The 26,840-nt window shown below is 68.3% G+C and carries 22 protein-coding genes and 1 pseudogene; 2 read left to right on the top strand and 21 right to left on the bottom strand.

Going from position 1 to position 26,840, the window contains the following annotated elements:
- Nucleotides 1–96 precede the first annotated feature (96 nt).
- The 3 genes from AC3A6X_RS08395 to AC3A6X_RS08385 all read right to left on the bottom strand — a co-directional run bounded on the left by AC3A6X_RS08395 (nt 97) and on the right by AC3A6X_RS08385 (nt 2,411).
- Entirely contained in the window at nt 97–498 is a 402-nt protein-coding gene (locus tag AC3A6X_RS08395) for a VOC family protein (protein WP_487841741.1), read from the bottom strand.
- A gap of 326 nt (nt 499–824) precedes the next feature.
- Nucleotides 825–2,150 carry a M16 family metallopeptidase gene (locus AC3A6X_RS08390; protein WP_487841740.1) on the bottom strand — a complete coding sequence of 442 codons (1,326 nt, stop codon included), beginning with the start codon at nt 2,148–2,150 and terminating at the stop codon, nt 825–827.
- Nucleotides 2,151–2,153: 3 nt separating this feature from the next.
- Complete coding sequence (locus tag AC3A6X_RS08385) at nt 2,154–2,411, bottom strand: helix-turn-helix domain-containing protein (RefSeq protein ID WP_487841739.1); 258 nt, start codon at nt 2,409–2,411, stop codon at nt 2,154–2,156.
- A 189-nt stretch (nt 2,412–2,600) separates the two neighbouring features.
- Here AC3A6X_RS08385 and AC3A6X_RS08380 point away from each other — a divergent pair.
- Nucleotides 2,601–2,744 (top strand): annotated as a pseudogene (locus AC3A6X_RS08380) (STAS domain-containing protein); the annotation flags it as partial.
- Between the two features lie 172 nt (nt 2,745–2,916).
- Here the strand turns inward: AC3A6X_RS08380 and AC3A6X_RS08375 are convergent.
- The 3 genes from AC3A6X_RS08375 to AC3A6X_RS08365 all read right to left on the bottom strand — a co-directional run bounded on the left by AC3A6X_RS08375 (nt 2,917) and on the right by AC3A6X_RS08365 (nt 6,101).
- The gene (locus tag AC3A6X_RS08375; protein WP_487841814.1) at nt 2,917–3,894 is read right to left on the bottom strand and encodes a Bug family tripartite tricarboxylate transporter substrate binding protein; all 978 of its coding nucleotides are present in this window, start codon (nt 3,892–3,894) and stop codon (nt 2,917–2,919) included.
- A 227-nt stretch (nt 3,895–4,121) separates the two neighbouring features.
- Nucleotides 4,122–5,093: a Bug family tripartite tricarboxylate transporter substrate binding protein gene (locus AC3A6X_RS08370; RefSeq protein WP_487841738.1), complete on the bottom strand. Its 972-nt coding sequence runs from the start codon at nt 5,091–5,093 to the stop codon at nt 4,122–4,124.
- A 54-nt stretch (nt 5,094–5,147) separates the two neighbouring features.
- Nucleotides 5,148–6,101: a 2-hydroxyacid dehydrogenase gene (locus AC3A6X_RS08365; RefSeq protein WP_487841737.1), complete on the bottom strand. Its 954-nt coding sequence runs from the start codon at nt 6,099–6,101 to the stop codon at nt 5,148–5,150.
- A gap of 111 nt (nt 6,102–6,212) precedes the next feature.
- Here AC3A6X_RS08365 and AC3A6X_RS08360 point away from each other — a divergent pair, with 111 nt between their 5' ends.
- Nucleotides 6,213–7,370 carry a citrate synthase gene (locus AC3A6X_RS08360; protein WP_487841736.1) on the top strand — a complete coding sequence of 386 codons (1,158 nt, stop codon included), beginning with the start codon at nt 6,213–6,215 and terminating at the stop codon, nt 7,368–7,370.
- A 143-nt stretch (nt 7,371–7,513) separates the two neighbouring features.
- On the opposite strand, the gene AC3A6X_RS08355 is transcribed toward AC3A6X_RS08360, so the two are convergent.
- The 15 genes from AC3A6X_RS08355 to aceF form a co-directional block, all read right to left on the bottom strand.
- A complete protein-coding gene (locus tag AC3A6X_RS08355) occupies nt 7,514–8,881 on the bottom strand; it encodes a sigma-54-dependent transcriptional regulator (RefSeq protein WP_487841735.1) in 1,368 nt (455 codons plus the stop codon).
- A complete protein-coding gene (locus AC3A6X_RS08350) occupies nt 8,878–10,713 on the bottom strand; it encodes a sensor histidine kinase (RefSeq protein WP_487841813.1) in 1,836 nt (611 codons plus the stop codon). The genes AC3A6X_RS08355 and AC3A6X_RS08350 overlap by 4 nt, the downstream gene beginning before the upstream one ends.
- Before the next feature lie 88 nt (nt 10,714–10,801).
- Complete coding sequence (locus AC3A6X_RS08345) at nt 10,802–11,797, bottom strand: cytochrome d ubiquinol oxidase subunit II (protein WP_487841812.1); 996 nt, start codon at nt 11,795–11,797, stop codon at nt 10,802–10,804.
- Between the two features lie 5 nt (nt 11,798–11,802).
- Nucleotides 11,803–13,227, bottom strand: coding sequence for a cytochrome ubiquinol oxidase subunit I (locus AC3A6X_RS08340; protein WP_487841734.1), 1,425 nt, complete (start codon nt 13,225–13,227; stop codon nt 11,803–11,805).
- Between the two features lie 46 nt (nt 13,228–13,273).
- Nucleotides 13,274–13,927: a DUF6781 family protein gene (locus AC3A6X_RS08335; RefSeq protein ID WP_487841733.1), complete on the bottom strand. Its 654-nt coding sequence runs from the start codon at nt 13,925–13,927 to the stop codon at nt 13,274–13,276.
- A gap of 10 nt (nt 13,928–13,937) precedes the next feature.
- The gene (gene phbB, locus AC3A6X_RS08330; protein ID WP_487841732.1) at nt 13,938–14,690 is read right to left on the bottom strand and encodes an acetoacetyl-CoA reductase; all 753 of its coding nucleotides are present in this window, start codon (nt 14,688–14,690) and stop codon (nt 13,938–13,940) included.
- Nucleotides 14,691–14,858: 168 nt separating this feature from the next.
- Nucleotides 14,859–16,043 (bottom strand): acetyl-CoA C-acetyltransferase, encoded by a 1,185-nt coding sequence (locus AC3A6X_RS08325; RefSeq protein ID WP_487841731.1) that lies wholly within the window; start codon nt 16,041–16,043, stop codon nt 14,859–14,861.
- Nucleotides 16,044–16,091: 48 nt separating this feature from the next.
- Nucleotides 16,092–16,520 carry a hypothetical protein gene (locus tag AC3A6X_RS08320; protein WP_487841811.1) on the bottom strand — a complete coding sequence of 143 codons (429 nt, stop codon included), beginning with the start codon at nt 16,518–16,520 and terminating at the stop codon, nt 16,092–16,094.
- Between the two features lie 108 nt (nt 16,521–16,628).
- A complete protein-coding gene (locus AC3A6X_RS08315; protein ID WP_487841730.1) occupies nt 16,629–17,963 on the bottom strand; it encodes an NAD(P)/FAD-dependent oxidoreductase in 1,335 nt (444 codons plus the stop codon).
- A gap of 32 nt (nt 17,964–17,995) precedes the next feature.
- A complete protein-coding gene (locus AC3A6X_RS08310; RefSeq protein WP_487841729.1) occupies nt 17,996–19,339 on the bottom strand; it encodes a dicarboxylate/amino acid:cation symporter in 1,344 nt (447 codons plus the stop codon).
- 19 nt (nt 19,340–19,358) lie between these two features.
- On the bottom strand, nt 19,359–20,309 hold the full coding sequence (gene lipA, locus AC3A6X_RS08305) for a lipoyl synthase (RefSeq protein WP_487841810.1): 951 nt from the start codon (nt 20,307–20,309) through the stop codon (nt 19,359–19,361).
- 4 nt (nt 20,310–20,313) lie between these two features.
- The gene (locus AC3A6X_RS08300; RefSeq protein WP_487841728.1) at nt 20,314–22,596 is read right to left on the bottom strand and encodes an NADP-dependent malic enzyme; all 2,283 of its coding nucleotides are present in this window, start codon (nt 22,594–22,596) and stop codon (nt 20,314–20,316) included.
- Between the two features lie 38 nt (nt 22,597–22,634).
- On the bottom strand, nt 22,635–23,429 hold the full coding sequence (locus AC3A6X_RS08295; protein ID WP_487841727.1) for an alpha/beta fold hydrolase: 795 nt from the start codon (nt 23,427–23,429) through the stop codon (nt 22,635–22,637).
- A gap of 10 nt (nt 23,430–23,439) precedes the next feature.
- Nucleotides 23,440–25,221 (bottom strand): dihydrolipoyl dehydrogenase, encoded by a 1,782-nt coding sequence (lpdA, locus tag AC3A6X_RS08290; RefSeq protein ID WP_487841726.1) that lies wholly within the window; start codon nt 25,219–25,221, stop codon nt 23,440–23,442.
- Between the two features lie 13 nt (nt 25,222–25,234).
- Nucleotides 25,235–26,836, bottom strand: a complete 1,602-nt coding sequence (aceF, locus tag AC3A6X_RS08285) for a dihydrolipoyllysine-residue acetyltransferase (RefSeq protein ID WP_487841725.1) — start codon at nt 26,834–26,836, stop codon at nt 25,235–25,237.
- Between the last annotated feature and the right edge of the window lie 4 nt (nt 26,837–26,840).

Genomic DNA, 26,840 nt, shown 5'->3' with positions numbered 1-26,840 from the left:
CAGCGCACTCAAATGACTGGTCCTGGGCCGCATTCTGCCTTCAGGCTGCCTTTGCCGAGACCGCTCGGCACAGGTCCGCAGCCGAACTCTGACCGTTCAGACGGGGTTTCGCGGCTGCAGGAGGTCCCACAGGTTACCGTAAAGGTCCTGGAACACGGCAACGGTTCCATACGGCTCTTCCCTTGGCTCACGAATGAACGTGACGCCCTTGGCCTTGTACGAACGATAGTCCCGCCAAAAATCGTCAGTGAAGAGAAATAGGAAAACCCGCCCGCCGGTCTGATTGCCGATTCGTGTCGCCTGCTCGCCGCTTGCGGCTCGTGCAAGCAACAAGCGTGATTCCGTGGCACCAGGCGGGGAAACGACGACCCACCTCTTGTCTTGCTCGGGCACATACGTGTCCTCTACAAGAGAAAACCCAAGGGTTCCAATGTAGAAGCTGAGCGCTTCGTCGTAGTCGCGCACTACAACCGCGACCTGACCTATTGACTGGGGCATCTACGCATCTCTTTCTGGCGCAATTCGGAAGGTCCGGTTCTGGCCGACTGTAACGTTTGAGCGGGCGCGCCTTCGAGATGGTGACGCCTGCTCGAATACGCCCGCTCGTTGCACGGGTTTCGTGTCATCGATCGCCGTGCATGAAAAAGTTGGGCACAACACCTCGCCGGACCTTCCGCTCCCACACATTGAGCCAATCCTCGCCCATCCGCCAGAAGTCGTGGCATTGCCGAAGGTACGCGAGGACGGGCTCGGCCGCTCCAACCTTCAGCATCGCTTTGGATTGAAACGATTCGGCTAGCGCGAGCGACTGCACGTCCGATCCGCTAACGGACGCCGACGACCAGGCCCGCTGCCAACTGCCGCGCGGTTCGCGCGCTGGCGCCCTTGCCGGTAATCGCCAGCGCCGGGGGGTTGGCCAGCATCCGCTCGAAGACCGCCCGCACTTCTTCCGCGCGGATGTCGTCGATCATGGCAATCGCTTCGGCCATCGGCGTCACGGTTCCGCTGGCGAAGAGCTCTTCGACGGCCTGCTCCATCGTTGCGTAGGTCCGCTCTCCGGCGCGCACACGGGACACGGTCAGCTGGTTCTTGGCCCGCTCCAAGTGCACCGGATCGATGGTCGTGGCCTGTGCGCGCAGCAGGCCGCCCGTCGTCGTCACCAGCGCGTCGAGCTTGTCCGGGGTAGTGACCGAATGCACCACGAAGTTGGCCCAGACGTCCCCGCTGTCCATCGTGGAATGGGCCGTGTAGGCCAGGCCGAGCTGCTCTCGGACTTTGTCGACCAGGGGCGCCGACATCCCGCCTCCAAACAGGTTGGCCGCCAGCGAGGCCGCAAGGCGCCAGCGCTGCTGCGACGTCTCATCCTGCCGCGCGGGCGCCAGCGGGTAGGCGATGTTCAGGAACACCTGCGACACCTGCGTGAAGCGCCGGGCCATGGCATGACCGACGTACTTCGCGGGCACCGCCGGTAGCGACACGGGTTGGTCGGCCGACGGGGGCATCGCTGCAAAGAGTTCCCGGGCGAGCGCTACCCAGGCTTCGACGTCGAAGTTCCCGGCCGCAGCGACGACGGTCTTTTCCGCGACGTAGTGGGACTGCACGTGCCGGACCAGGTCGTGCCGGGTAAAGCCTTCAATGTTCCCGACGGTGCCGATCACAGGCATGCCCATCGGGTCGTCGCCCCAGATAGCGCGGTCGAGCAATTCGCTGGAGCTATCCTGCGGATCCTCCTCGTACTCGATGGCCTCCTGGCGAATCACTTCCAACTCGCGCTGCAATTCATTGTCGGGAAATGTGCTGTTCAAGACGATGTCGGCCGTCATGCGCAGCAGATGCTCCGCGTGCCGGCCCAGGCCGGTCATGAAGTAGCCGGTGGTGTCCTTGCCGGTGAACGCGTTGACATCCGCACCTAGCCGCTCCGCATCCAGGTTGATGGCCTGCACGGAGCGGGTGGTCGTCCCCTTGAACGCCATGTGCTCCAGGACATGGCCGATGCCGTTGGTGACCGGCGTCTCGTCGCGGGAGCCGACGCGCAGGAACACGCCCACACTGGCGCTCTGCACGTGGGGCATGGGAATGGCGAGCAGCCTCACCCCGTTCGCAAGCGTGTGAAGGGCGATGGTGGCGCGCTTCGCCGGCAGCCGGACCATGGCTCAGCGGCCTTCGGGCTGCTGCAGCCTGACGCCGATGCCGTAGAGCGCGAGCAAGCCCAGCACGTGCCCGATGGCCACGCCGGGCTCACCCGCTTCAATGCGGCCGATGGTTTGGACATGCACGCCCAGGCGCGCGGCCGCGGCGGTCTGGCCCTCCCCGGCCGCCGTTCGGGCCAGCCTTGCCGCTGCCCCCAATTCCCGTATTGAATGCAAGGCGTCGCCGCCGATGTCTGCCGAGATGCGCTTGCCTTGGGTCATGGGTGCATTGTCGCTGCGCCCCGCGGCCTGCTCGGTACTGCCATCCGGCGGCGGCTGATGGCCGCATTCGGAGGCGCGCCGGCTTTAGCGGGTTCAATGCAGACACGGACGCTTCGAGCTCGACGTACCGCGAGTCCAGCGGCCTCGGCGTCGCCAACCTCGCGGCGAGCCTGTTTGGCGGGATTGCCGGCTCACTTCTGGGACATGACTGCCGTGAACGCCTTGGACAAGGTTTGTCAAAGGCTCCGCAAGCACGGCAGCCATGTTGAGGTTGTTGGCTTGAATGAACACGGCCGCGCGTTGGTGTCCAAGCTGGATCTCGGCATCGAGTAGCTCATGGGACAGCTCCGGTTACGCGAACTCGGTGGCGATGAATGACGCGACAGGCAGCTCAAGCCGCCCGTCAAGCCCTCTGTGCGGGACGCTTATCGGCTTGATGCGTCGCGGTAAATTGCCCGAGCGCTTCAAGCAGACGGACTGACTCCTGAGCCGCCCGCTTGCGGACTCACTCCGGCAGGATCCCCGCTTCCTTGACGACCTTGCCCCACTTGACGAGGTCGGACTTGATCAGGGCGGCGTATTCCTGCGGCGTTCCGCCCTGTATCTCTATCCCGGCAGCTTCAAGCTTGGTCCGCACGTCGGGCAGCTTCAGCGCCGCGTTGATCTCGGCATTCAGCTTGGCGATGATCGCCTTGGGCGTACCGGCCGGCGCCAGGAAACCACCATTCGTATTGGCATCGTAGCCCTTAAGACCCTGTTCCTCCGCGGTCGGCACGTCCGGAAGGGATCTCGTCCGCTTGCGCGTCGACACTGCAACCGCCCGCGCGTTGCCGGCCTTCACCTGCGGCAGGATGGCGCTGATGGTGTCGATGTAGAGCGCGGTGCGTCCGGCCAGCAGATCCGGGTGCGCGGCGGATGAGCCCTTGTAGGGGACCAGCAGGATCTGCGCGCCGCTCGCCATTCGGAACATCTCGGCCGCCATTTCCTGCGCACTGCCGCGGCCGGAGGTGGCGACCTTGGCCTCGTCCGGGTGGGCCTTCATCCATGCCACGAACTCGGGCAGCGTCTTGGCGGGAAGCTGCGGGTAGATGGCGAACACCAGCGGAACCTCGTGGGTATAGACGATGGGCTCGAAGCTTTTCTCCGGATCCCAGCCGAGGTTCTTGAACAGGAACTTGTTGGTGTTGTGGCTGCCGCCCACGATGCCGATCGTGTAGCCATCAGGCAGCGACTTGGCGAGGACGTCCGTGCCGAGGTTGTTGGACGCGCCGGGTCTGTTGTCGACGATCACGGGTTGACCCATCGACGCCGCAAGCTTGTCTCCGACGACGCGGGCAATCATGTCGATCGCGCCGCCCGGCGGCGCGGGCACGATGATCTTGATGGCGCGGGTTGGGTAGGCCGCGTCCGCCGATGACACGCTCGGTACCGCGGCCAGGGACGCCGAGACCGCAAGGATCTTGATCAGGGATGTGAGCTGCATGGAAGTCTCCTCTTCAGGGTGGATATAGGCTTTCGGGAGGTGGTGAGCTTCAAGGCCCCTGGTCCTGTCATGTGTGCTGGAAGGGCAGGGGCGGCACGAACTGGTGCGCGGTCCTCGGCCACCGGCCACAGCTGGTCGGCCAAGTCGGCGCGCTGCCGATCGATGCCGTTGACGGTCAGCCAGATGGCCCCCGTCGCGGCTGGCCACGAAGGCCGTCATGACTGCGCTCACTCCACCGTGATCTTGCGGCTGCGGATGATCTGGGCGTAGCGGCCCTTGTCGTCGGCGATCAGCTTGGAGAACTCTTGCGGCGAGGTGGCGCGCGGCACGCCGCCCAGGCCGACGAAACGTGCCTTGACCGCTTCGTCGGCCAGCACCGCGCGCAGGTCGGCGGCGATCTTGTCCACGACCTCCTGCGGCGTGCCCGCCGGCGCCAGCAGGCCGATCCAGGAAATCGCGTTGAAGCCGGGGAGCACGCCCTCCGCAAGCGTGGGGACTTCGGGAAACGCCGGCACGCGCTTGTCGCCGGTCACGGCCAGCGCGCGCAGCTTGCCCGCCTTGATGTGGCCGGAGGCCTCCAGCACTGTCATGAACGACAGCTGCACATGGCCCGCGAGCAGATCGGCGATGGCCGGACCGCCGCCGCGGTAGGGCACATGCAGGATGAAGGCGCCGGTCTGGTCCTTGAACATCTCGGCCGCCAGGTGCGGGGCGCCGCCGGCGCCCGAGCTGCTGTAGCTCAACTGGCCCGGTCTGGACTTGGCCAGCGCTACGAAGTCAGCCGCCGTCTTGGCCTGGATCGACGGATTGACCATCATGGCCAACGGCAGCTCGGCCACCAGGGAGACCGGGGCAAAGGCCTTGTCTGCGTCGTAGGGCAGCTTCGGGTACAGCAAGGGATTGATCGCCTGCGTACCGATATTCCCCAGCAGCAGCGTGTAGCCGTCCGGCCTGGACTTGGCGACGAAGTCGGCACCGATCTGTCCGGCGGCACCGCCCTTGTTCTCCACGACGACAGGCTGGCCCCAGCGCCGGCTCAGCTGCTCGGCGATGACGCGGCCGCCGGTGTCGGTCCCGCCACCCGGCGGGAACGGAACCACCAGCGTCACGGGGCGGGCAGGGAAGGTCTGCGCGAAGCCGGGCGCGTGGATGGCGCAGAGGGCAAGGGCCAGGGGGATCGCAAGGCGTCGGGTGAACATGGGCGGGTCTCCTCTTTTTGGGTCGGGTCCGGTCGCTGCGTCGAACGCAGGGATTCAGGTGGTCAGGCTCGTTGACGGGCGCTCGCCTGCCAGGGCCTGGGCAATGCTGGTGAGCACCATCTCGGCCATGGCGGTACGCGTCTCCCAGGTGGCGCTGGCGCGGTGGGCCTGCAGGGTCACGCGGTCGGACTGCCGCAGCGCTGGCGGCACGCGCGGTTCGTCGACGAACACGTCCAGGCCCGCACCTGCAATGCGGCCGGCAGCCAGCGCTTGCGTCAGGTCGGCTTCATTGACGAGTCGGCCGCGGGCGACGTTGACCAGGAAGCCGCGCGGTCCCAGCGCGTCGAGCACGGCCGCGTTGACTATTCCTTCGGCTTGGTCCGCGGCTGCGCACAGCACGAGCGCGTCCGACTCGCGCGCCAGATCCACCAGGCTGGGCATGAAGCGATGCTCGACGTCGTCCATGGCGCGCAGGTCGGTGTAGCGGATCAGGCAACCGAAGGCGGCCGCCCGCACTGCGACGGCGCGGCCCACCCGGCCCATTCCGACGATGCCGACGCGCATGCCGCTGAAACGGCGGGCGAGTGGAATGGCGCCGGGCTGGGGACGAAGCTCCCACTGGCCGTCTCGCACGAAACGGTCGCCGGCGCACAAGTTTCGGCAAGCCGCGATCAGCAAGCCGATGGCCAGATCGGCCACGTCTTCCGTCAGCGCGCCCAGTGTTGCGGTGACGGGCAGGCCACGATCCCGGCAGTAAGCCAGATCCACGGCGTCGGTGCCGACGCCATTGACGGCCACTACCTTCAGCCCAGGCAGCTGATCCAGCATCGCTCGCGAAATGCCGGTGTGCCCGCCGGTGATCACGGCGTCGATCGACGCGCCGTGTTCGCGCAGCCAGGCATCCGGATCGGTTGCCTCGAAGTGCTTGTGGACGACGTAGAGCGACGCGAGCTTGTCGTTGATCGCCGGGATCAGGATCGGATTGAGTTGAAGGACTTGGGGTTTCATATCGCTGTTCGCTCAGGGTGGCCGGGACTCGGGCGCATACTAGTGATAGATTGACGAATTGGTCAATATTGATCTATATAATCAATATAAATTGACTCTGTTCGCAAAGCCATGGCTTCCTGGATTTCGATGAACGAGGCATGCGACCTTCTGGGTGTGCAGCCTCAGACGGTCTACGCGTACGTGAGCCGCGGCAAGCTGGAGGTCATGCCCGACCCGGCCGATACGCGGCGCAGCCTCTACCGCGCCGAGGACGTTGCCGGCCTGGCCAAGCGCAAGCAGGCCGGCCGCAAGCACGAGACGCTGGCTGCCAATACCTTGTTCGGTTCGGAGCCCAGCATTCCGACGGCCCTTTGTGCGTTTTCGCGCGGGCGCCCGTACTACCGGGGGCGGGATGCCGTGAGCCTGGCCCGGACGGCCACACTGGAAGATGTGGCTCAACTGTTGTGGGGCGCCGAGCGCGCCGTCGATTTTTCTTCCTCGACGCCACTGCGCTCAGGCAACCCTGGGCGAGACGCGGCCTTCGCGGCCATGGCCAGCCTGGCGGCCGCGGGGCATTCCACTGGCGGACGTCTGACCCGTGTGCTGCACGCCGAGGGCCAGAGTCTGGTGGGTCAGGTGGCCAATGCGTTCGGCGCCTTGCCAGGACGCGAACCCCTGCATCTGCGCTTTGCGAAAGGGTGGAAGCAATCTTCCAAGGTGGCTGATTTGCTGCGAACGGCCATGGTGTTGCTGGCCGATCACGAGCTGACCAGTTCAGCCTTTGTCGCGCGCATTGCCGCTTCGACAGGCGCCTCGTTGCCTGCATGCCTCCTGGCCGGATTGACCACTCTCTCCGGCCCCTTGCATGGCGATGCCTCGGGCCGCGTCCGGGCGCTGTTCAGCGACGTGGAGCGACTGGGTGAAGACCAGGTGCTGGCCCACTACCTGTCGAACGGCTTGTCGCTCGCCGGGTTTGGCCATCACCTCTATCCCGACGGTGACCCGCGTGCAGCCGCATTGTTGGCCTTGTTCGACCCACCCAAGGTGATCGCGCGCTTTATCGAAAAGGTGCCGAAGCTGACAGGGTTGCAGCCCAACATCGACGTTGCTCTGGCTGCCCTGGTCGCTCACCATCGACTTCCATCCGATGCGGCCTTTGGCCTGTTCGCAACGGCGCGTAGCGTCGGCCTCTTGGCGCACAGCCTGGAGCAGCTGGGCGTGGCGCAGGTCATCCGCCCACGCGGGCGATATGTGGGTCCCATGCCCGAATCTGGTGACTGTTCTTAACAGCGTCAGCGGGAGCCGCGGCATGCGCGCCGGGTGGCCCGCATGGAGCTCAGCGCGCCCGCCACTACCGCCCGATCAACCAGATGCGCACGCTCGACAAGCTGCCGATGCGCATCGTGCCGGCATGACCGGGCCCGCGCCTCTCAGGGGGACTTGAATTCGTCCGCCGTGATGCCCAGCTTGCGCAGCTTGTCGTGCAGCGTCTGCCGCGCGATCGCCAGCGCGCTGGCGGTGGCCGGCTGGTCCCCCTGGTGCTTGCGCAGGGCCTCGACGATCACCGCCCGCTCGAAGGACTCGACCTGCTGCGGCAGCCCGCGCGGCAACGCGGGCTCGCCTTCGGCGCTGCCGCGCGCCAGCGTCAGCCGCTCGCCCAGCAGGCCCAGCACGAAGCGGTCGGCCACGTTGCGCAGCTCGCGCACGTTGCCGGGCCAGGCGTAGGCCATCAGGTCGGCGACCTGCGCGCCGCTCAGGATCGGCGCGACGCGCCCATAGCGTGCAGCCGCCAGCAGCGAGAAATGCTCGAACAGCAGCGGGATGTCCTCGCGCCGCTCGCGCAGCGGCGGCAGCTCGATGAAGGCGACGCCGAGGCGGTAGTACAGGTCGGCCCTGAACTTCTGCCGGTCGCTCATGTCCTTGAGGTCTTCCTTGCTCGCGGCCACCACGCGGCAGTCGAAGGGGATGGCCCGGTTGGAGCCGATGCGCTCGATCGAGCGCTCCTGCAAGGCACGCAACAGCTTGATCTGCACCGCCAGCGGCATGCTCTCGATCTCGTCGAGAAAGAGCGTGCCGCCATGGGCGTATTCGAACTTGCCCACGCGCACGCGGTTGGCGCTGGTGAATGCGCCGGCCTCGTGGCCGAACAACTCGCTCTCGGCCAGCGCCTCGGGCAGGCCGCCGCAGTTGAGCGGCACGAAATGCTGGCGGCGGCGTTCGCTGTGCTCGTGCAGGCAGCGGGCGACGAGCTCCTTGCCGGTCCCGGTCTCGCCGTAGATCAGCACATCGGCCGAGGTCTCGGCCAGCGTCATCACGGTGCGGCGCACCTGCTGCATCTGCGCCGAGCGGCCGATCAGCACCGCCTGGATGCCGTGCCAGTTCTCCAGCGCGTCGCGCAGCGCGCGCACCTGCAGCGTGAGCTGCCGCCGCTCGACGGCGTGGCGCACGATCGCCACCAGCCGCTCGGAGCTGAAAGGCTTCTCGATGAAGTCGTAGGCGCCCTCGCGCATCGCCTGCACCGCCATGGCGATGTGACCGTGGCCGGTGACCAGGATGACGGGCAGCTCGGGATCGGCGCTGCGCAGCTCGAGCAGCCATTCGGTGCCGCTCAGGCCCGGCAGGCGAACGTCGCTGACCACGATGGCCGGCACGTCGAAGCTGATCTGCGCACGCGCGCGCTCCGCGCTCGCGAAGGCTTCGACCTCGAAGCCGGCCAGGGTCAGCATCTGGGTCGTGCTGAGCCGGACGTCCTCGTCGTCCTCGACCAGCAGCACACGGATGGCAGGGGCTTCGCTCACTTGTTGATCACTCCTTCCAGCTGGGGGCTGGGAACGTTGTGGATGGCGACCGGCAGCTCGACGACGAAGCAGGCGCCGCCCTCCGGCAGGTTGGCCGCACGCAGCGTGCCGTCCATGGCCCGCACCAATTGTGCCGAGATCACGAGGCCCAGGCCCAGCCCGGTGCCCGCCGGCTTGCTGGTGACGAAGGGCTCGAACAGGCGCGCCAGGATGTCCGGCGCAATGCCCGGCCCGGTATCGCTCACGCGCAGCAGCACGTGGCCCTCCTGCGGCCTTGCCTCCAGCCGCAGCGTGCGCCGGGGCGAAGCCTGCATCGCGTCGATGGCGTTGCGCATCAGGTTGACGAGCACGCTGCCCAGCGCGGCTTCCTCGGCCATGACGGCCAGGGTGGCGGGCTGCACGTCGACCTCGATGGCGACGCCGTTCTTCTTCGAGGCCTCGGCGACGATGAGCTGCGCATCGGCCACGGCCTGTGCCAGCGCCACCGGCGCGAGCTGCAGCTCGCTCTTGTGCGCGAAGGTCTTGAGCTGCGAGGTCAGGCGCGCCAGGCGGTCGACCATGCCGCGGATGCGCTGCAGGTTGCCGCGCACGTCGTCGAAGCGGCTCTTGTCGAGCAGGATGGCGGCGCTCTCCGAGAGCGTGCGCATGGCCGTGAGCGGCTGGTTCAGCTCGTGCACCACGCCGGCCGACATCTGGCCCAGCGCGGCCATCTTGCCGGCATGCACCAGCTCGCCCTGGGCCGCGCGCAATTGCGCGGTGCGTGCGACCACGGTCGATTCGAGGCTGTCGTGCGCCGCCTGCAGCGCGGCCTGGTTGGCGAGCTTCTGGCGCACGGCGCGGCGGCGCTGCCACAGCGTGACGGCGATCAGCAGCAGCACCGCCATGGCCAGGCTCGCCGTGACGGCCGCATAACGCGCAGCCACGCGCACCGGCGCCAGGTCGTCGAGCACCAGCAGCTGCCAGGGCGCCCCGCGCAGCGCGCGCGTCGAGGCGAGCTGGTCCACGCCGTCGAGCGCGACGACCTGCACGTTACGCGCCAGCGCCTCCTTCTGCGTCCACCGCAGCGGCTCCAGGCCGGCCTCGCCGTAGGGGCGCGAGCGCTGCACCTCGGCGCGCTGCAATGACTCCAGCGGCCGCAGCGGCCGGAACTTCAGATCGTCGCGGGTGGCGAGGATCACCACGCCGCGCTGATCGATCAACATCACGTGGCCGGGCAGCAGGCGCCAGGCGCGCTCGGACTCCTCGAGATTGACCTTGACCGCCACCACGCCGCGCGCCGGCTGGTCGCGGCGCAGGGCATACGAAAGGTAGTAGCCGGGCTTGCGGCTGGTGATGCCGACGCCGTAGAAGCGGCCCCTCCCCTGCCGCAGTGCATCGATCACGTAGGGCCGGAACGACAGGTCCTGCCCGACGGTGGTGCCCGGCCGGTTCCAGTCCGAGGCGGCCAGCGAGGTGCCGGCGGCGTCGAGCACATAGAGCATCTCGGCGCCCGCGGTGGCATTGACGCCGTCGAGGTAGCGGTTGACCGCGTCGCGCAGGCCCGCATCCGACGGGGCGCCGAGCAGCGCCGGGACGATGGGCGTCATCTCCAGCAGCGCGGGCAGGTACTCGAAGCGGGCCAGGTCGGCATCGAGCCCGGTCGCGAGCATGTCGAGCCGGTGCTCGGCCGCCTCGCGCAGCCGCGCCAGGCCGTTCTGCATGGCGAGCTGATGGCCGGCGACGGCGGCCAGGGCCACCAGTGCCAGCGCGCCGCACCAGCGCGGCAGGCCGCGCCAGCGTCTTGGGGTCTCAGAAGGCAAATCGAAGCGCCGGGCCGGCTCCCATGAAATCATGGGCCGGTTATTGCACAAGGCCGCGTGGGCCGCATCGGTGGCTGCCCGGTGGCGCGTGTCACGCAGATCAGCCAGGCCCAGTGCCTGCTCAGGCATAGCGCAGTTCGCCGGTCTTGCCGCGGAAGACCCGGTAGGAGAACACGGTGTAGCCCACGATGGCCGGCACCGAGATGCAGGCGCCCACCAGGATCACCTTGAGCGCCGCTGCACTGCTCGCGGCCTGCCAGATCGTGAGCTGGCCGATCACCACATAGGGAAAGATGCTGTAGGCCAGCCCCAGGAAGCCGAGCACGAACACCATGATGAGCAGCACGAAGGGCAGCCAGCACACCGGCCCTCGCACGATGCGCGTGTCCAGCACGCCGCGCACGGCGAGCAGCGCCGCGCCGGTCATGAGCGGAATGGCGGCCAGCGCCAGGATCTCGGGCAGCGCGAACCAGCGCTCGCGCACCTCGGGGCTGACCCAGGGCGTGGCCATCGAGATCAGCAGCATGCCGCCGACCATCGGCGCCCAGGCGGTGCGCGCCCATTGCACGGCGCGTTCCTGCAGCGCGCCCTCGGTCTTCATGACGAGCCAGGTCGCGCCCATCAGCACGTAGGCCAGGGGCAGCGCCACCGCGATGGCCGCGGCGAACACCGGGTAGTTCCAGCCGGTGCCGAAGCCGCTGACGTAGCGCCCGAGCATCCAGCCCTGGGCCACCGAGGCCAGCGTGGAGCCGGCGAAGAAGAGGCGGTCCCAGGTGCGCTTGTGGCTGTCGCGCGCCTTCACGCGGAAGTCGAAGGCCACGCCGCGCAGCGTCAGGCCGATGAGCATCAGCGCCACCGGCAGGTAGAGCTCGCCGAGCACGAGGCCGTGCGCCTTCGGGAAGGCGATCAGCAGGATGCCCACGCCCAGCACCAGCCAGGTCTCGTTGGCGTCCCAGAACGGGCCGATGGAGGCGACCATCACGTCCTTCTCGGCGTCGGTGGCGCGGTGCATGAGCATGCCCACGCCGAGGTCGTAGCCGTCGCTGACCACGTAGACCAGCATCGACACGCCCATCAGCACCATGAAGATCACCGGCAGTGCGGCGTCGAAGCTCATGGCGGTCATGCGCGGCCTCCTTCGGTCACAGGTGAAGCGATGGGGGTGACCGCGGTGATCGCGCCCGGCGGCGTCGCGGCCCGCTCGGCGGCCTCGCCCGCCAGCACCTCCTCGGGCTTCTCCGCCATGTACTTGAGCACCGCGACATAGGCCACGATGAGCGCCAGATAGAGCGTGATGTAGAGCGCCAGCGTGAGTCCGATCATCGCGGACGGCACCTTCGACACCACGTCGGCCGTGCGCACCAGGCCGTAGACGATGTAGGGCTGCCGCCCGATCTCGGTGACGTACCAGCCCGCCACCGTGGCCACCCAGCCCGAGAAGGTCATGGCCGCGAACAGCCACAGCAGCGCGCGCGGCAGCCGCGCCGGCTGCCATCGCGCGCGGCGATACAACCACCAGCCGAGCCAGCTCGTGGCCAGCATCAGCATGCCCATGCCGACCATGATGCGGAAGGCGAAGAACATCGGCAGCGGCGGCGGATGCGCGCCCGCGAAGTCGTTCAGCCCGCGGATCTCGCCATCGGCCTCGTGCGTGAGGATCAGGCTCGCGCCCTTCGGCACCGCGATCTCGAAGCGGTTGCTGCGCGACTCGGCATCGGGAATCGCGAACAGCAGCAGCGGCACGCCGCGCGCGGTCTCCCACACGCCTTCCATCGCGGCGATCTTGGCGGGCTGGTGCTTCAGCGTGTTGAGGCCGTGCATGTCGCCCACCACGATCTGCACCGGCACCAGCACCGCCGCCAGGGTGAGCCCCACGCGCATCACGCGCGCCGCGCTGCGCTGCCCCACGCCGCGCAGCACCTGCCAGGCCGACAGCCCGATCAGCAGGAACGCGCAGGTCAGCGCCGAGGCCAGCAGCATGTGCGCGAAGCGGTACGGGAACGAGGGGTTGAACACCACCGCCGCCCAGCTCGCGACATGGAACTCGCCGTTCACGATCTCGTGGCCCGCAGGCGTCTGCATCCACGAGTTGAGCGCCAGGATCCAGAATGCCGAGAGGGTGGTGCCGAAGGCCACCATGAAGGTCGACATCAGGTGAACGCGCTCGCTCACCTTGCCGTGCCCGAACAGCATCACGCCGAGGAAGCCCGCCTCCAGGAAGAAGGCGGTGAGCACCTCGTAGCCCAGCAGCGGCCCCGCCACGTTGCCCACGCGCTCCATGAAACCGGGCCAATTGGTGCCGAACTGGAAGCTCATGGTGATGCCGCTGACCACCCCGAGCGCGAAGGTCAGCGCGAACACCTTGGTCCAGAAGCGGTAGGCGTCGAGCCAGCCCTGCGCCAGCACGGGGTCGCCGCCGCGCGTGCGCAGCCAGCGCCAGCGCAGGAACAGCAGCAGCCAGCCCAAGGCAATGCTGATCGTGGGAAACAGGATGTGGAAGGTGATGTTGGCCGCGAACTGCATGCGGGCGAGGATCAGGGCGTCCATCAGGTTCCTTTGGTGCCTGCGGCGGCGCGGCCGCCGCAGGCGTGGGTCATCGCTTCGCCGCGCCGCCCTGCTTCAAGGCGTCCGACATTCCGATGAGCACGCCGCTCACCAGCGTCGAGTAGCTGTCGATCAGCGCCTGCGAGGCACGCAGGCCCATCGCGCGGCCGTCGCGCAGACTCTGCTGCGTGTCTTCCACGAGCTGCTCGAGCGCCGCGTTGGCCCGCGCACCGGTGCCGGTACCCTTGCCCTGCATCGCCTGGAAGACGCCGCTCCACGGACCGTCGGCCGGCGCCGCCTTGCGCACACTGGCGAACAGCGTCTCCTCCATCTTCTCGATGTCGGCGAGCGCCTTCTTGAGCTGCGTCTCGCGCAGGCTCACGCCCTGGTCGACCAGCTGCTGCAGCGCACGCTGGTTGGCCAGCACCGCCTGTTCCATCGCCCCGTCCATGCCGGCAAAGGCCTTCGTCAGCAGCGCCTCCACATCGGGCGCGGGCAGCTTGCTGCCGGCCGCGCCGGCCGAGGCCGCCTTGGTGACCGTGCCCAGCACCTGCCGGATGTTCGCCAGCGTGAGCTCGCGGCCCTGCAGCGCCTTGAGCGTGGCCTCGTGCACCGCCTTGCGCACGGTCTCGCCCTGCTTGGCGGAGGCTTCCGCGAACTTGTTGATCAGGGCAGCCTGATCGATGCCATTCTTGAGGATCATGGTCGCCGGCTCATTGCATGTGCTGGCCGCCATTGATGGCGATGTTGGCACCGGTCACGAACGCCGCCTCTTCCGAGGCGAGGTAGATGATCAGGCCCGCGACTTCCTCGGGCTTTCCGAGGCGGCCCACGGGGATGTGCGGCAGGATCTTGCTGTCGAGCACCTCCTTCGGAATGGCCGTGACCATCTTCGTGCCGATGTAGCCCGGCGAGATGGTGTTCACGGTGACGCCCTTCTTGGCCACCTCCAGCGCCAGCGCCTTGGTGAAGCCATGCACGCCGGCCTTGGCCGCCGAGTAGTTGGTCTGGCCGAAGGCGCCCTTCGAACCGTTCACCGACGACACGTTGATGATGCGGCCCCAGCCGCGGTCCACCATGCCGTCGGCCACCTGCTTGCTCATGTTGAACAGGCTGTCGAGGTTGGTGCGCAGCACCGCGTCCCAGTTGACGCGGTCCATCTTCTTGAAGGTCATGTCGCGCGTGATGCCGGCGTTGTTGACCAGCACGTCGACCGGGCCCAGCTTCTCCTCGACCTGCGACACCGCGCGCACGCACGAATCGAAGTCCGCCACGTCGCAGGGCACCGCCAGAATCTCGTAGCCGCGCTGCGCCATCTGCGCCACCCACTCGGCATGCGACTTGTTGCCCGGCGAATAGGTCACCGCGAGCTTGTAGCCCGCATCGACCATCTTGATGGAGATCGTCTCGCCCAGGCCGCCCATGCCGCCGGTGACCAGGACCACTTTTTGCTGCTTCTCGCTCATCTGATTTCTCCTTGTAGTGAAATAGAAAGATCCCGTTGAACCACTGCGCTGTGCGCGCTCTCCGAAACTGTCGCGATCAGGTCGGGAGACACCGCGGAACCGGCTTCGCCGGGCCGCTGGTGTCGCCCCCTCGAGGGGGTGGCACCGAAGGCGCTTCGGGGGTGGGCGTCAAGCCCTCTCGACAGCCAGCGCCACGCCCATGCCGCCGCCGATGCACAGCGAGGCCAGGCCCTTGTTGGCGCCGCGGCGGCGCATCTCGTGCAGCAGCGTCACCAGGACGCGGCAGCCCGAGGCGCCGATCGGGTGGCCGATGGCGATGGCGCCGCCGTTGACGTTGATGCGGCTGGTGTCCCATTCCATCTCGCGGTTGACGGCGCAGGCCTGTGCCGCGAAAGCCTCGTTGATCTCCATGAGGTCGAGGTCCTGCGCTTTCCAGCCGGCCTTCTTCAGCGCCAGCTGAGAGGCGGGCACCGGGCCCATGCCCATGAGCGACGGGTCCAGCCCCGCACTCGCATAGGCGCGGATGACGGCCAGCGGCTGCAGGCCGAGCGCGGCGGCACGCGAGGCCGACATCACCAGCACCGCGGCTGCGCCGTCGTTCAGGCCCGAGGCATTGCCGGCCGTGACCGAGCCGGTCTTGTCGAAGGCGGGGCGCAGACCGGCAAGCGCATCGGCGTTGGTCTTGCGGTTCACGAACTCGTCGGCGGCAAAGACGATGGGGTCGCCCTTCTTCTGCGCAATGCTGAAGGGCAGGATCTCGTCGTCGAAGCGCCCCGCGTCCTGCGCGGCCGCCGCCTTCTGCTGCGAGGCGAGCGCCAGCGCGTCCTGCATCTCGCGGGTGATGCCGTACTTCTTCGCCACGTTCTCGGCGGTGGTGCCCATGTGGTACTGGTTGTAGACGTCCCACAGGCCGTCGACGATCATGGTGTCGACCAGCTTCCAGTCGCCCATGCGCTGGCCGTTGCGCGAGTTGGGCAGCACGTGCGGCGCGGCGCTCATGTTCTCCTGGCCGCCGGCCACCACGATTTCGGCGTCGCCGCACTTCACGGCCTGCGCCGCCAGCATCACGGCCTTCAGGCCCGAACCGCAGACCTTGTTGATGGTGAGGCCGGGCACGCCGATCGGCAGCCCCGCCTTGATGACCGTCTGCCGCGCCGGATTCTGGCCCGAGCCGGCGGCGAGCACCTGGCCCATGATCACCTCGGACACCGCATCGCCCGGCACGCCGGCCTTGGCGAGCAGGCCCTTCACCACGTGCGCGCCCAGCTCGGGGGCCGCCGTGCCGGCGAGCGAGCCGCCGAACTTGCCGACCGCCGTGCGTTGCGCGGCCACGATCACGATATCGTCTGACATGAGAGTTCTCCTTGGGGGTTGATGTGAAGGGAATAGCCCGGCCAGGGGTCAGGGCGCCTTGGCTTTGACATGGCGCCCGGGCGCTGGCTCGATGACGGGAAACTCCGCGCTGCCCAATGCGCTGCGTGCGGCGACCTTCGCGCCGGCATGCTCGGCGAGCCAGTCGCTCCATCCAGGCCACCAGCTGCCGTCGACGCTTTGCGCGCCGTCGAGCCAGGCGCCGGCATCGGCGGCGAGATCGCCGACCCAGTGGTTGCGCTTGTTCTTTGCGGGCGGATTGATCACGCCCGCGATGTGGCCGCTCGCGCCGAGCACGAAGCGGGTCTCTCCGCACGCGCCTTCGACCAGGCTCGCGCCGTTGCTGTCGAGCGCGGCCTGCATCGCCTCGGGGTTGGTCGCGAGGCAGTTGGCCGGGTTCGTCGCATCGATCACCTGCCGCAGCGCGAAGTCCATCTGCGTCTCCAGCGCGCTGCGCATCCATGCGCCGAACTGCAGATGGCCTTGCGACAGGCCCTGCTGCCAGGCCTGCAGCCACGAGCTCGGGGCGAAATCGGGAGGAGAAGCTGGGGTCATGGGCTTGGCTGGTCAATGCAGCTTGACGTGGGGTTCGGTGCGCCGCGTGATCAGGCGGGCGAGCGTGTCGAGCGAGACCTTGACGACGCCGTGCAGCGCCAGCTCGTGCATCTTGTAGAGCGACATGTACATGAGCCGGGCGAACAGCCCCTCGATCATCAGGCTGCCGCCGATCAGGCCGCCCATCATGTTGCCCACGGTGCTGAACTCGCCGAGCGACACGAGCGAGCCGAAGTCGCGGTAGCGGTAGTCCTTCAGCGGCTTGCCGGCCAGGCGCCGGCGGATCTGCGCGGCGACGTGCGAGGCCTGCTGGTGCGCCGCCTGCGCGCGCGGCGGCACCAGGCCGCCCTTGCCGCCGTTGGCCTCGGGCCACTCGCAGGCCGCGCAGTCGCCGATGGCGAAGATGTCGGCATCGCGCGTGGTCTGCAGGGTCGGCAGCACCGCGAGCTGGTTGCTGCGGTTGGTCTCCAGCCCCGCGATGTCCTTCATCAAGTCGGCCGCCTTCACGCCCGCGGCCCACACCACCAGCTCGGCCGGCAGCGTGCGGCCATCGGCCAGGCGCACGCCCTCGGGCAGCACCTCGGCCACCTTGGCGCTGGTGTGCACGTCCACGCCCAGCTCGCGCAGCAGCGCCTCGGTGGCGGCCGACATGCGCGGCGGCAGCGCGGGCAGCACGCGGTCGGCGGCCTCGATCACGCTGACCTGGATGTCCTTCTCGGCGTCCACCCGGTCCAGCCCGTAGGCGATGACCTCGCGCGTGGTGCGATGCAGCTCGGCCGCCAGCTCCACGCCGGTCGCCCCTGCGCCGATGATCGCCACGTGCAGCTGCTCGGGCCGCAGCGGCGTGGTCTGGGCATGCGCGCGGATGCAGGCGTTGACCATGCGCAGGTGGAAGCGCTGCGCATCCGCCTTCGACTCGAGCCGCAGCGCATGCTCGCGCACGCCGGGCGTGCCGAAGTCGTTGCTGAGGCTGCCGATGGCGACCACCAGTGTGTCGTAGCCGAAGGCGCGTGCCGGCGTGACCAGCCGGCCTTCGTCGTCCAGGTAGGGCGCCACCTGCACCTCGCGCCGCTCGCGGTCGATGCCCGTGAGCTCGCCGAGGCGGAAGCGAAAGCGATGCCAGTGCGCCTGCGCGAGGTAGTCGACCTCGTGCGCGCTCATGTCCATGCTGCCCGCGGCGATCTCGTGCAGCTTGGGCTTCCACACGTGGGTGCGGTGCTTGTCGATCAGCGTGATGTCCGCCATGCCGCGCTTGCCCAGCGTATCGCCGAGGCGCGTGGCCAGCTCCAGCCCGCCGGCGCCGCCACCGACGATGACGACGCGGTGCCTCTGTACGGGGTGGTTCATGGTCGGCTGCTCCGCACAGGCATGTGATCGCTTCAGCGCGCCTGGGCCACGGGCATGTGGGTCTCGACCTGGTCGAGCACCGCCTCGGGCGCGTCGGCCTCGGCCGCCGTCTCGTTGTCCAGGATGCGCTTCATGCGCTCGGTGTCCAGGTCCTTGGTCCACTTGGCAACCACGACCGTGGCGACGCCGTTGCCGATCAGGTTGGTCAGCGCGCGCGCCTCCGACATGAAGCGGTCGATGCCCAGGATCAGCGCCAGGCCCGCCACCGGGACGTGCCCCACGGCCGACAGGGTGGCTGCCAGCACGATGAAGCCGCTGCCGGTCACGCCGGCCGCGCCCTTGGAGGTCAGCAGCAGCACCAGCAGCAGGGTGATCTGCTGCGTCACGGTCATGTCGGTGTTGGTGGCCTGCGCGATGAACACGGCCGCCATCGTCAGGTAGATCGAGGTGCCGTCGAGGTTGAACGAGTAGCCGGTCGGGATGACCAGGCCGACCACCGACTTCTTGGCGCCCAGATTCTCGAGCTTGGCCATCATGCGCGGCAGCACGGATTCGCTCGAGGAAGTGCCCAGCACGATCAGCAGCTCTTCCTTGATGTACTTGATGAACTTCCAGATGCTGAAGCCATGCGCCCGCGCGATGCCGCCGAGAATGACGAAGATGAAGAGCAGGCAGGTGGCGTAGAAGGTCGCCATCAGCTGGCCGAGCTGCAGCAGCGAGCCGACGCCGTACTTGCCGATCGTGAAGGCCATCGCGCCGAAAGCGCCGATCGGCGCCACCTTCATGATGTAGCCGACGATGACGAACAGGACGTGGGAGAACTTCTCGATGAAGTCGAACACCAGCGTGCCGCGGCCGCCGAACTTGTGCAGCGCGAAGCCGAACATCACGGCGAACAGCAGCACCTGCAGGATCTCGCCCTTGGCGAAGGCATCGACCACCGTGCTCGGGATCACATGCAGCAGGAAGTCGACCGTGCCCTGCATCTGCCCCGGCGCCGTATAGGCGGCGATCGACTTGGCGTCGAGCTGGCTCACGTCGACGTTCATGCCGGCGCCCGGCCGCACGATGTTGATGATGACCAGCCCCACGATCAGCGCGATGGTGCTGACGATCTCGAAGTACAGGAGCGCCAGGCCGCCGGTCTTGCCGACCTTCTTCATGTCTTCCATGCCGGCGATGCCGACCACCACCGTGCAGAAGATGATCGGCGCGATGATCATCTTGATCAGCTTGATGAAGCCGTCGCCCAGCGGCTTCATGGCCGCACCGGTCTGCGGGTAGAAATGACCCAGCAGAACGCCGATGACGATCGCTGTGATGACCTGGAAGTACAGGGACTTGTAGAAGGGCTTGGATACGGGTTGGTGGTCCACGAAGGTCTCCTAGAAAATTTCAGACGCCGGCGGCATGCGCCTGTCGGTCGGCGTGGTAGCTCGACCGCACGAGCGGTCCGCAGGCGGCATGGGCGAAGCCCATCGCGCGCGCCTGCTGCGCAAGGATGTCGAACTGCGCGGGGGCGACGTAGCGCTCCACCGGCAGGTTGCCGGGGCGCGGCTGCAGGTACTGGCCGACGGTGAGCATGTCCACGCCATGGTGGCGCAGGTCGCGCATCACGTCGAGCACTTCGTCGTCGGTCTCGCCCAGGCCCAGCATCAGGCCGGACTTGGTGGGTATATCGGGGCAGCGCGCGCGGAACGACTGCAGCAGCTGCAGCGAGTGCAGGTAGTCGGCGCCGGGGCGCGCCTGGCGGTACAGGCGCGGCACGGTCTCGAGGTTGTGGTTCATCACGTCCGGCGGATCGGCGGCGAGGATGTCGAGCGCGACCTCGGCGCGGCCGCGGAAGTCGGGCGTGAGCACCTCGATCTGCGTGCCCGGCGACTGCGCGCGCACCGCGCGGATGCAGGCCGCGAAGTGCGCCGCGCCGCCGTCGCGCAGGTCGTCGCGGTCGACGCTGGTGATCACCACGTACTTCAGACGCAGCCGCGCAACCGTGTCGGCCAGGTGCTGCGCCTCCTGCGGATCGGGCGGCTGCGGGCGGCCGTGGGCCACGTCGCAGAACGGGCAGCGGCGCGTGCAGAGGTCGCCCAGCACCATGAAGGTGGCCGTGCCCTTGCCGAAGCACTCGCCGATGTTCGGGCACGACGCCTCTTCGCACACGGTGTGCAGGCTGGCCTCGCGCAGCGTGCGCTTCACCTCGCGGAAGCTCTCGCTTTGCGAGACGCGCACGCGGATCCAGTCGGGCTTGCGCAGGGCCGGGCCCGCCTCGGCCACGCGGATCGGTATCCGGCGGGTCTTGGCGGCCCCGCGCTGCGGGCCGTGGAGCACGGTATCGCTCATGGCCATGCCGTCAGGCCGCGCCGCGTTGCGAGTTGGCATCGACCACCGCCAGCGCCGTCATGTTGACGATGCGGCGCACGGTGGACGACGGCGTGAGGATGTGTACCGAGCGCGCCGCGCCCAACAGGATGCCGCCCACCGTGATGCCGCTGCCGGCCGCGATGCGCAGCAGGTTGTAGGAGATGTTGGCCGCGTCGACGTTGGGCATGATGAGCACGTTGGCCTCGGTCTCCAGCGCCGAGTCCGGGAACTCGTGGTCGAGGATCGACTTGGACAGCGCCGCATCGCCGCGCATCTCCCCTTCCACCGCGAGCTGCGGATCGCTCGCCTTGATGAGCGCGAGCGCCTCGCGCATCTTCACGGCCGAGGCCGCGCTCGAGCCACCGAAGTTCGAGTGCGACAGCAGCGCCACGCTGGGCGTCACGCCGAAGCGGCGCACCTCTTCGGCGGCGAGCAGCGCGATCTCGGCGACCTGTGCCGCATCGGGGTCGCGGTTGACGTGCGTGTCGCAGATGAAGAGCTGGCGGCCCGGCAGCATCAGCATCTGCATGGCGGCCAGGGTCTGGGTGCCGGGGCGCAGGCCGATCACGCCGCGCACATGGCGCAGGTGGTCGCCGTAGCCGCCGAGCGTGCCGCACAGCATGGCGTCGGCACGGCCCTGGCGCACCAGCATCGCCGCGAGCAGCGTGCCGCGGCTGCGCATCTCGGTCTGCGCCACCAGGCGCGAGACGCCCTCGCGGCGCTTGAGCTGGTAGTAGGCCTCGGCGGCGTCATCGTGTACGGCGGGGTCGAGCAGGTCGACGGCCTCGCAGTCGCTGCCCAGCGCCAGGCGCAGGCCATACTGCGCGATGCGCTCGGCGATCACCTCGGGACGGCCCAGCAGCAGCGGCCGCGCCAGGCCTTCGTCCACCACCACCTGCGCGGCGCGCAGCACGCGCTCGTCCTCGCCCTCGGCGTAGACCACGCGCTTGGGCGCCTGCTTGGCGGCCGCGAACAGCGGCTGCATGCTGCTGCCCGACTGGTAGACGAACTGCGACAGGCGCTGGCGGTAGGCCTTCATGTCGGCGATGGGCCGCGTCGCCACGCCGCTGTCGACCGCGGCCTGCGCCACCGCGGGCGCGACGGCCTCGATCAGCCGCGGATCGAAGGGCTTGGGGATCAGGTAGTCGCGGCCGAAGCGCAGGCCTTGCGCGCCGTAGGCCTGCGCCACCACTTCGGGAATCTCCGCGTGCGCGAGCTCCGCGATGGCGCGCACGGCGGCCAGCTTCATCTCCTCGTTGATGGTGGTGGCGCCCACGTCGAGCGCGCCGCGGAAGATGAACGGGAAACACAGGACGTTGTTGACCTGGTTCGGATAGTCCGAGCGCCCGGTGCCGAGGATGGCGTCGGGGCGCACGGCCAGTGCATCCTCCGGCAGGATCTCCGGCGTCGGGTTGGCCATCGCGAGGATGATCGGGTCGCGCGCCATCTCCTTGACCATCTCGGGCTTGAGCACCCCGCCGGCCGACAGGCCGAGGAAGATGTCGGCACCGCCGATCACGTCGGCCAGCTTGCGCGCCGGGGTGTCCTGCGCATAGCGGGCCTTGTTCGGGTCCATCTGCTCCTTGCGGCCGGTGTAGACCACGCCCGCGCTGTCCGACACGTAGATGTTGTGCATCGGCAGGCCGAGGTTCACGATCAGGTCGAGGCAGGCCAGCGCCGCCGCGCCGGCGCCCGAGGCGACCAGCTTCACCTCGCGGATGTCCTTCTTCACGTGCCGCAGCGCGTTGAGGATGGCGGCCGCCGCGACGATGGCGGTGCCATGCTGGTCGTCGTGGAAGACCGGGATCTTCATGCGCTCGCGCAGCTTCTTCTCGATGTAGAAGCACTCGGGCGCCTTGATGTCCTCGAGGTTGATGCCGCCGAAGGTAGGCTCCATGCGCGCGATGGTGTCGATCAGCGCGTCGGGGTCGGTCTCGTCGAGCTCGATGTCGAACACGTCGATGCCGGCGAACTTCTTGAAGAGGCAGCCCTTGCCTTCCATCACCGGCTTGCCGGCCAGCGCGCCGATGTTGCCCAGGCCCAGCACCGCCGTGCCGTTGGTGATGACCGCCACCAGGTTGGCGCGCGAGGTGAGGTTCATGGCCTCGGCCGGGTCGCGCGCGATCTCCATGCAGGCGTCGGCCACGCCGGGCGAATAGGCGAGCGCCAGATCGCGCTGCGTGGCCATCGGCTTGGTCGGGTTCACCGAGATCTTGCCGGGCGTGGGATAGCGGTGGTAGTCGAGGGCGGCTTCGCGCAGGTTGTCGGACATGAGGCGGTCTCCGTTGGTCTGTAGAGGCATGGCTAGGATCAGTTCTGGGCCAGCGCGCAGGCCTCGCGCAGCCAGTCGTTCAAGCCGCACAGCAGGGCGTCCGGCTGGTCCGCGTGCACCCAGTGGCCGGCATCGGCAATGCGCGCGAGCTCGGCGCCTGGAAACAGCGCCCGGATCCCCGGCAGGGAGGCGGGCTGCAGGTAGTCGGACTCCGCGCCGGCGATGAAGAGTGCAGGCCCTTCGTAGCGGGCATTGCGCAGCGACGCAGGAAAGTCGCAGAGGTCGCGCATGCACAAGCCCGTCGCCAGCAGATTGAGCCGCCAGTCGAAGCGGTCGCGCTCCCGGCGCAGGTTCTGCATCAGGAAATCCACCGGCGCGTCGGCGCTCAGGCTTTCGGCCAGCGCCCGGCGGATCTCGCGGCGGCTGGCGGCGCCGGCCACGTCGAGGTTGCGCATGGCCGACACGTAGGAGGAGAACTGCCCCGTGTAGCTTTCGGGGGCGATGTCGATCACGGCGACGCCGCCGAGGGCTTGTGGGTGCGAGAGCGCCAGCGTCATCGCCGTCTTGCCGCCCATGCTGTGGCCGACGACGAAGGGCCGCTGCAGTTGCTCGCGCTCGATGAGCGCGAGCACGTCGTGCGCCATTTCGGCGTACGACATGGACTCGGCCCACGGCGAGGCGCCGTGGTTGCGCGCGTCGGGCAGGTAGACCCGGTAGTCCGCGGCCAGCGACTGTGCGACATGGGTCCAGTTGCGTCCGGCGCCGAACAGCCCATGCAGGATCACCACCGGAGGCCCGGATCCCAGGGCCTCGAAAGCGAGTTCTAGCGGCATGCGGTCGGCCCTACTTCTTCTTCACCGGGGGCAGGTCGGTGCAGACGCCCTCGAAGAGCTCGGCCGCCATGCCGATGGATTCACCGAGGGTCGGATGCGGGTGGATGGTCTTGCCGATGTCGCCGGGCTCGCAGCCCATCTCGATCGCCAGGCACAGCTCGCTGATCAGGTCGCCCGCATGCGTGCCGACGATGCCGCCGCCGACGATGCGATGCGTGGCCTCGTCGAACAGCAGCTTGGTGAAGCCTTCGTCGCGCCCGTTGGCGATGGCGCGGCCCGACGCCGCCCAGGGGAACACTGCCTTGCCGACCTTCAGGCCCTCGGCCTTGCACTGCTCCTCGGTCTTGCCGGCCCAGGCGACCTCGGGGTCGGTGTAGGCCACCGAGGGAATCTGCCGCGCATCGAAGAACGCCGGCTCGCCGTGCGCCGCCTCGGCCGCCACATGCGCCTCGTGCACCGCCTTGTGCGCGAGCATGGGCTGGCCGACGATGTCGCCGATGGCGTAGATGTGCGGCACGTTGGTGCGCATCTGCTTGTCGACATCGATGAAGCCGCGCTCGGTGACGGCCACGCCGGCCTTGTCGGCGCCGATCTTCCTGCCGTTGGGGCTGCGGCCCACGGCCACGAGCACCAGGTCGTAGACCTGCGGCTCCTTCGGCGCCTTCTCGCCCTCGAAGCTGACCTCGATGCCGGCCTTGGTCGCCTTGCCGCCGACGGTCTTGGTCTTGAGCATCACGTTGTCGAAGCGCGGCGCGTTGAACTTCTCCCACACCTTGACGAGGTCGCGGTCGGCGCCCTGCATCAGGCCGTCGAGCATCTCGACCACGTCGATGCGCGTGCCCAGCGTCGAGTAGACGGTCGCCATCTCCAACCCGATGATGCCGCCGCCGATCACCAGCATGCGCTTCGGAATGCCCTTGAGCAGCAGCGCGCCGGTGGAGTCGACCACGCGCTCGTCCTCGGGCATGAAGGGCAGCTTCACGGACTGCGAGCCTGCGGCGATGATGGCCTTGGCGAACTTCACCACCTTCTTCGCGCCGCCGGCGCCCACCACCTCGAGATGGTGCGGATCGAGGAAGCCGCCGACGCCGGTGACGACCTCGACCTTGCGCACCTTCGCCATGCCGGCCAGACCGCCGGTGAGCTTCTTGACGACGCCCTCCTTGAAGCCGCGCAGCGCGTCGATGTCGACCTCGGGCGCGGCGTACTTGATGCCGTGCTTTCCGAGCAGCTTCACCTCGTCCATCACGCCGGCCGTGTGCAGCAGCGCCTTCGAGGGGATGCAGCCGACGTTGAGGCACACGCCGCCGAGCGAGGCGTAGCGCTCCACCAGCACGGTCTTCATGCCGAGGTCGGCGCTGCGGAAGGCGGCCGAATAGCCGCCGGGGCCGGCGCCGAGCACCAGCACCTCGCACTCGAGGTCGGCCTTGCCGGCGTAGCTGCCGGCCGTGGGTGCGGGTGCGGCGGCAACCGGTGCCGCAGCGGCTGCCGGTGCGGCGGTTTCGCTCCCTCTCCCGCTTGCGGGAGAGGGTTGGGGTGAGGGTGAGCCCGCAGCCGCCTCGACCACCAGGATCACCGACCCTTCGCTCACCTTGTCCCCCAGCGCGACCTTCAGCTCCTTCACGGTGCCCGCATGGCTCGACGGAATCTCCATCGAGGCCTTGTCGGACTCCACCATGATCAGGCCGGTATCGACCGCGATGACCTCGCCGGGCTTGACCAGCAGCTCGATGATCGCGACATCCCTGAAGTCGCCGATGTCGGGGACCTTGACTTCCACCATGTTTGCCATTGGGGAGCTTCCTTCAGAACAGCACGCGCCGCAGGTCGGCGAGCACGTTGGCGAAATAGACGTTGAAGCGCGCGGCGGCGGCGCCGTCGATCACGCGGTGGTCCCACGACAGGGACAGCGGCAGCGTGAGGCGCGAGGCGTAGGTCTTGCCGTCGCTGGAATGCTGCTTCCAGTAGCTCTTGCACACGCCCATGATGGCGACCTCGGGCGCGTTGATGATCGGCGTGAAGTAGATGCCGCCGATGCCGCCGAGCGAGCTGATGGTGAAGGTGCCGCCCGACATCTGGTCCGGCTTGAGCTTGCCGTCGCGCGCGAGCTTGGCGAGCTCGCCCATCTCCTTGGCGATCTCGGGCACGGTCTTCTTGTCGACATCGCGGATCACCGGCACCATGAGGCCGTTGGGCGTGTCGGCCGCGAAGCCGATGTGCCAGTAGTTCTTGAGCACCAGCGCATCGCCGTCGAGGCTGGCGTTGAACTCGGGGAACTTCTTCAGCGTGGCGACGGCCGCCTTCATCATGAAGGGCAGCATGCTGATCTTCACGCCCGACTTCTCCAGCTCCTTGTTCATCTGCACGCGGAAGGGCTCGAGCTCGGTGATGTCGGCCTCGTCGTGCGTCGTCACGTGCGGAATGACGACCCAGTTGCGGTGCAGGTTGGCGGCGCTGATCTTCTTGATGCGGGGCAGCTCCCGGCGCTCGGTCGGGCCGAACTTGGCGAAGTCGACCTTGGGCCAGGGCAAGAGGTCGATGCCGCCGACACCACCGCCTGCAGGCGCCGCGGCCGCCTTGCCGGCAGCCGGTGCAGCGGCTGCGCCGCCGCTCTTCGCGAAGGCCTCGACGTCGGCGCGCACGATGCGGCCGTGGTCGCCGGTGCCCTTGAGCTTCCCGAGATCGACACCGAGCTCGCGTGCGAGCTTGCGCACGGCGGGACCGGCGTAGGCGAGTGCGAAGGCGGCTTCGTCGATGGCGCCACCGGCGGCTGCGGCGGCCTGCGCCGGTGCGGGCGCGGCTGCGGCAGGCGCGGCCGGCGCAGCGGCCGGCGTCGCGGCCGTGGCATCGCTGGTCGCCAGCGACAGGATCACCGAGCCTTCGCTGACCTTGTCGCCGATCTTGATGCCAATTGCCGTCACCACGCCCGAGAGCGGCGCGGGCACGTCCATCGTGGCCTTGTCGGATTCGAGCGAGACGATCGGGTCCTCGGCCTTCACCGTGTCGCCGACCTTCACGAAGATCTCGATGACGGGCACGTCCTTGAAGTCCCCGATGTCGGGCACGCGCACCTCGGCCACGCCCGCCGGTGCGCTGGTGGCGGAAGGCGCGGCGCTCACGCTCGGTTTCGCGGCCTCGGCGGGCGCGGCTGCCGCGGCAGCGCCGCCCTCGGCCTTGAAGGTCATGATGACGCTGCCTTCGCTGACCTTGTCGCCCAGCTTCACGGCGATGGACTCGACCACGCCGCCGCGCGGCGCAGGCACGTCCATCGTCGCCTTGTCGGATTCGAGCGAGACCAGCGGGTCCTCGGCCTTCACCGTGTCGCCCGGCTTCACGAAGATCTCGATGACGGGCACATCGCTGAAGTCGCCGATATCAGGAACCTTGATGTCGATTGCGTTGCTCATGTTC

This window comes from Variovorax sp. Soil_C_12 (assembly GCF_057657375.1).
This window is presented reverse-complemented; position numbering and strand designations above follow the sequence as displayed.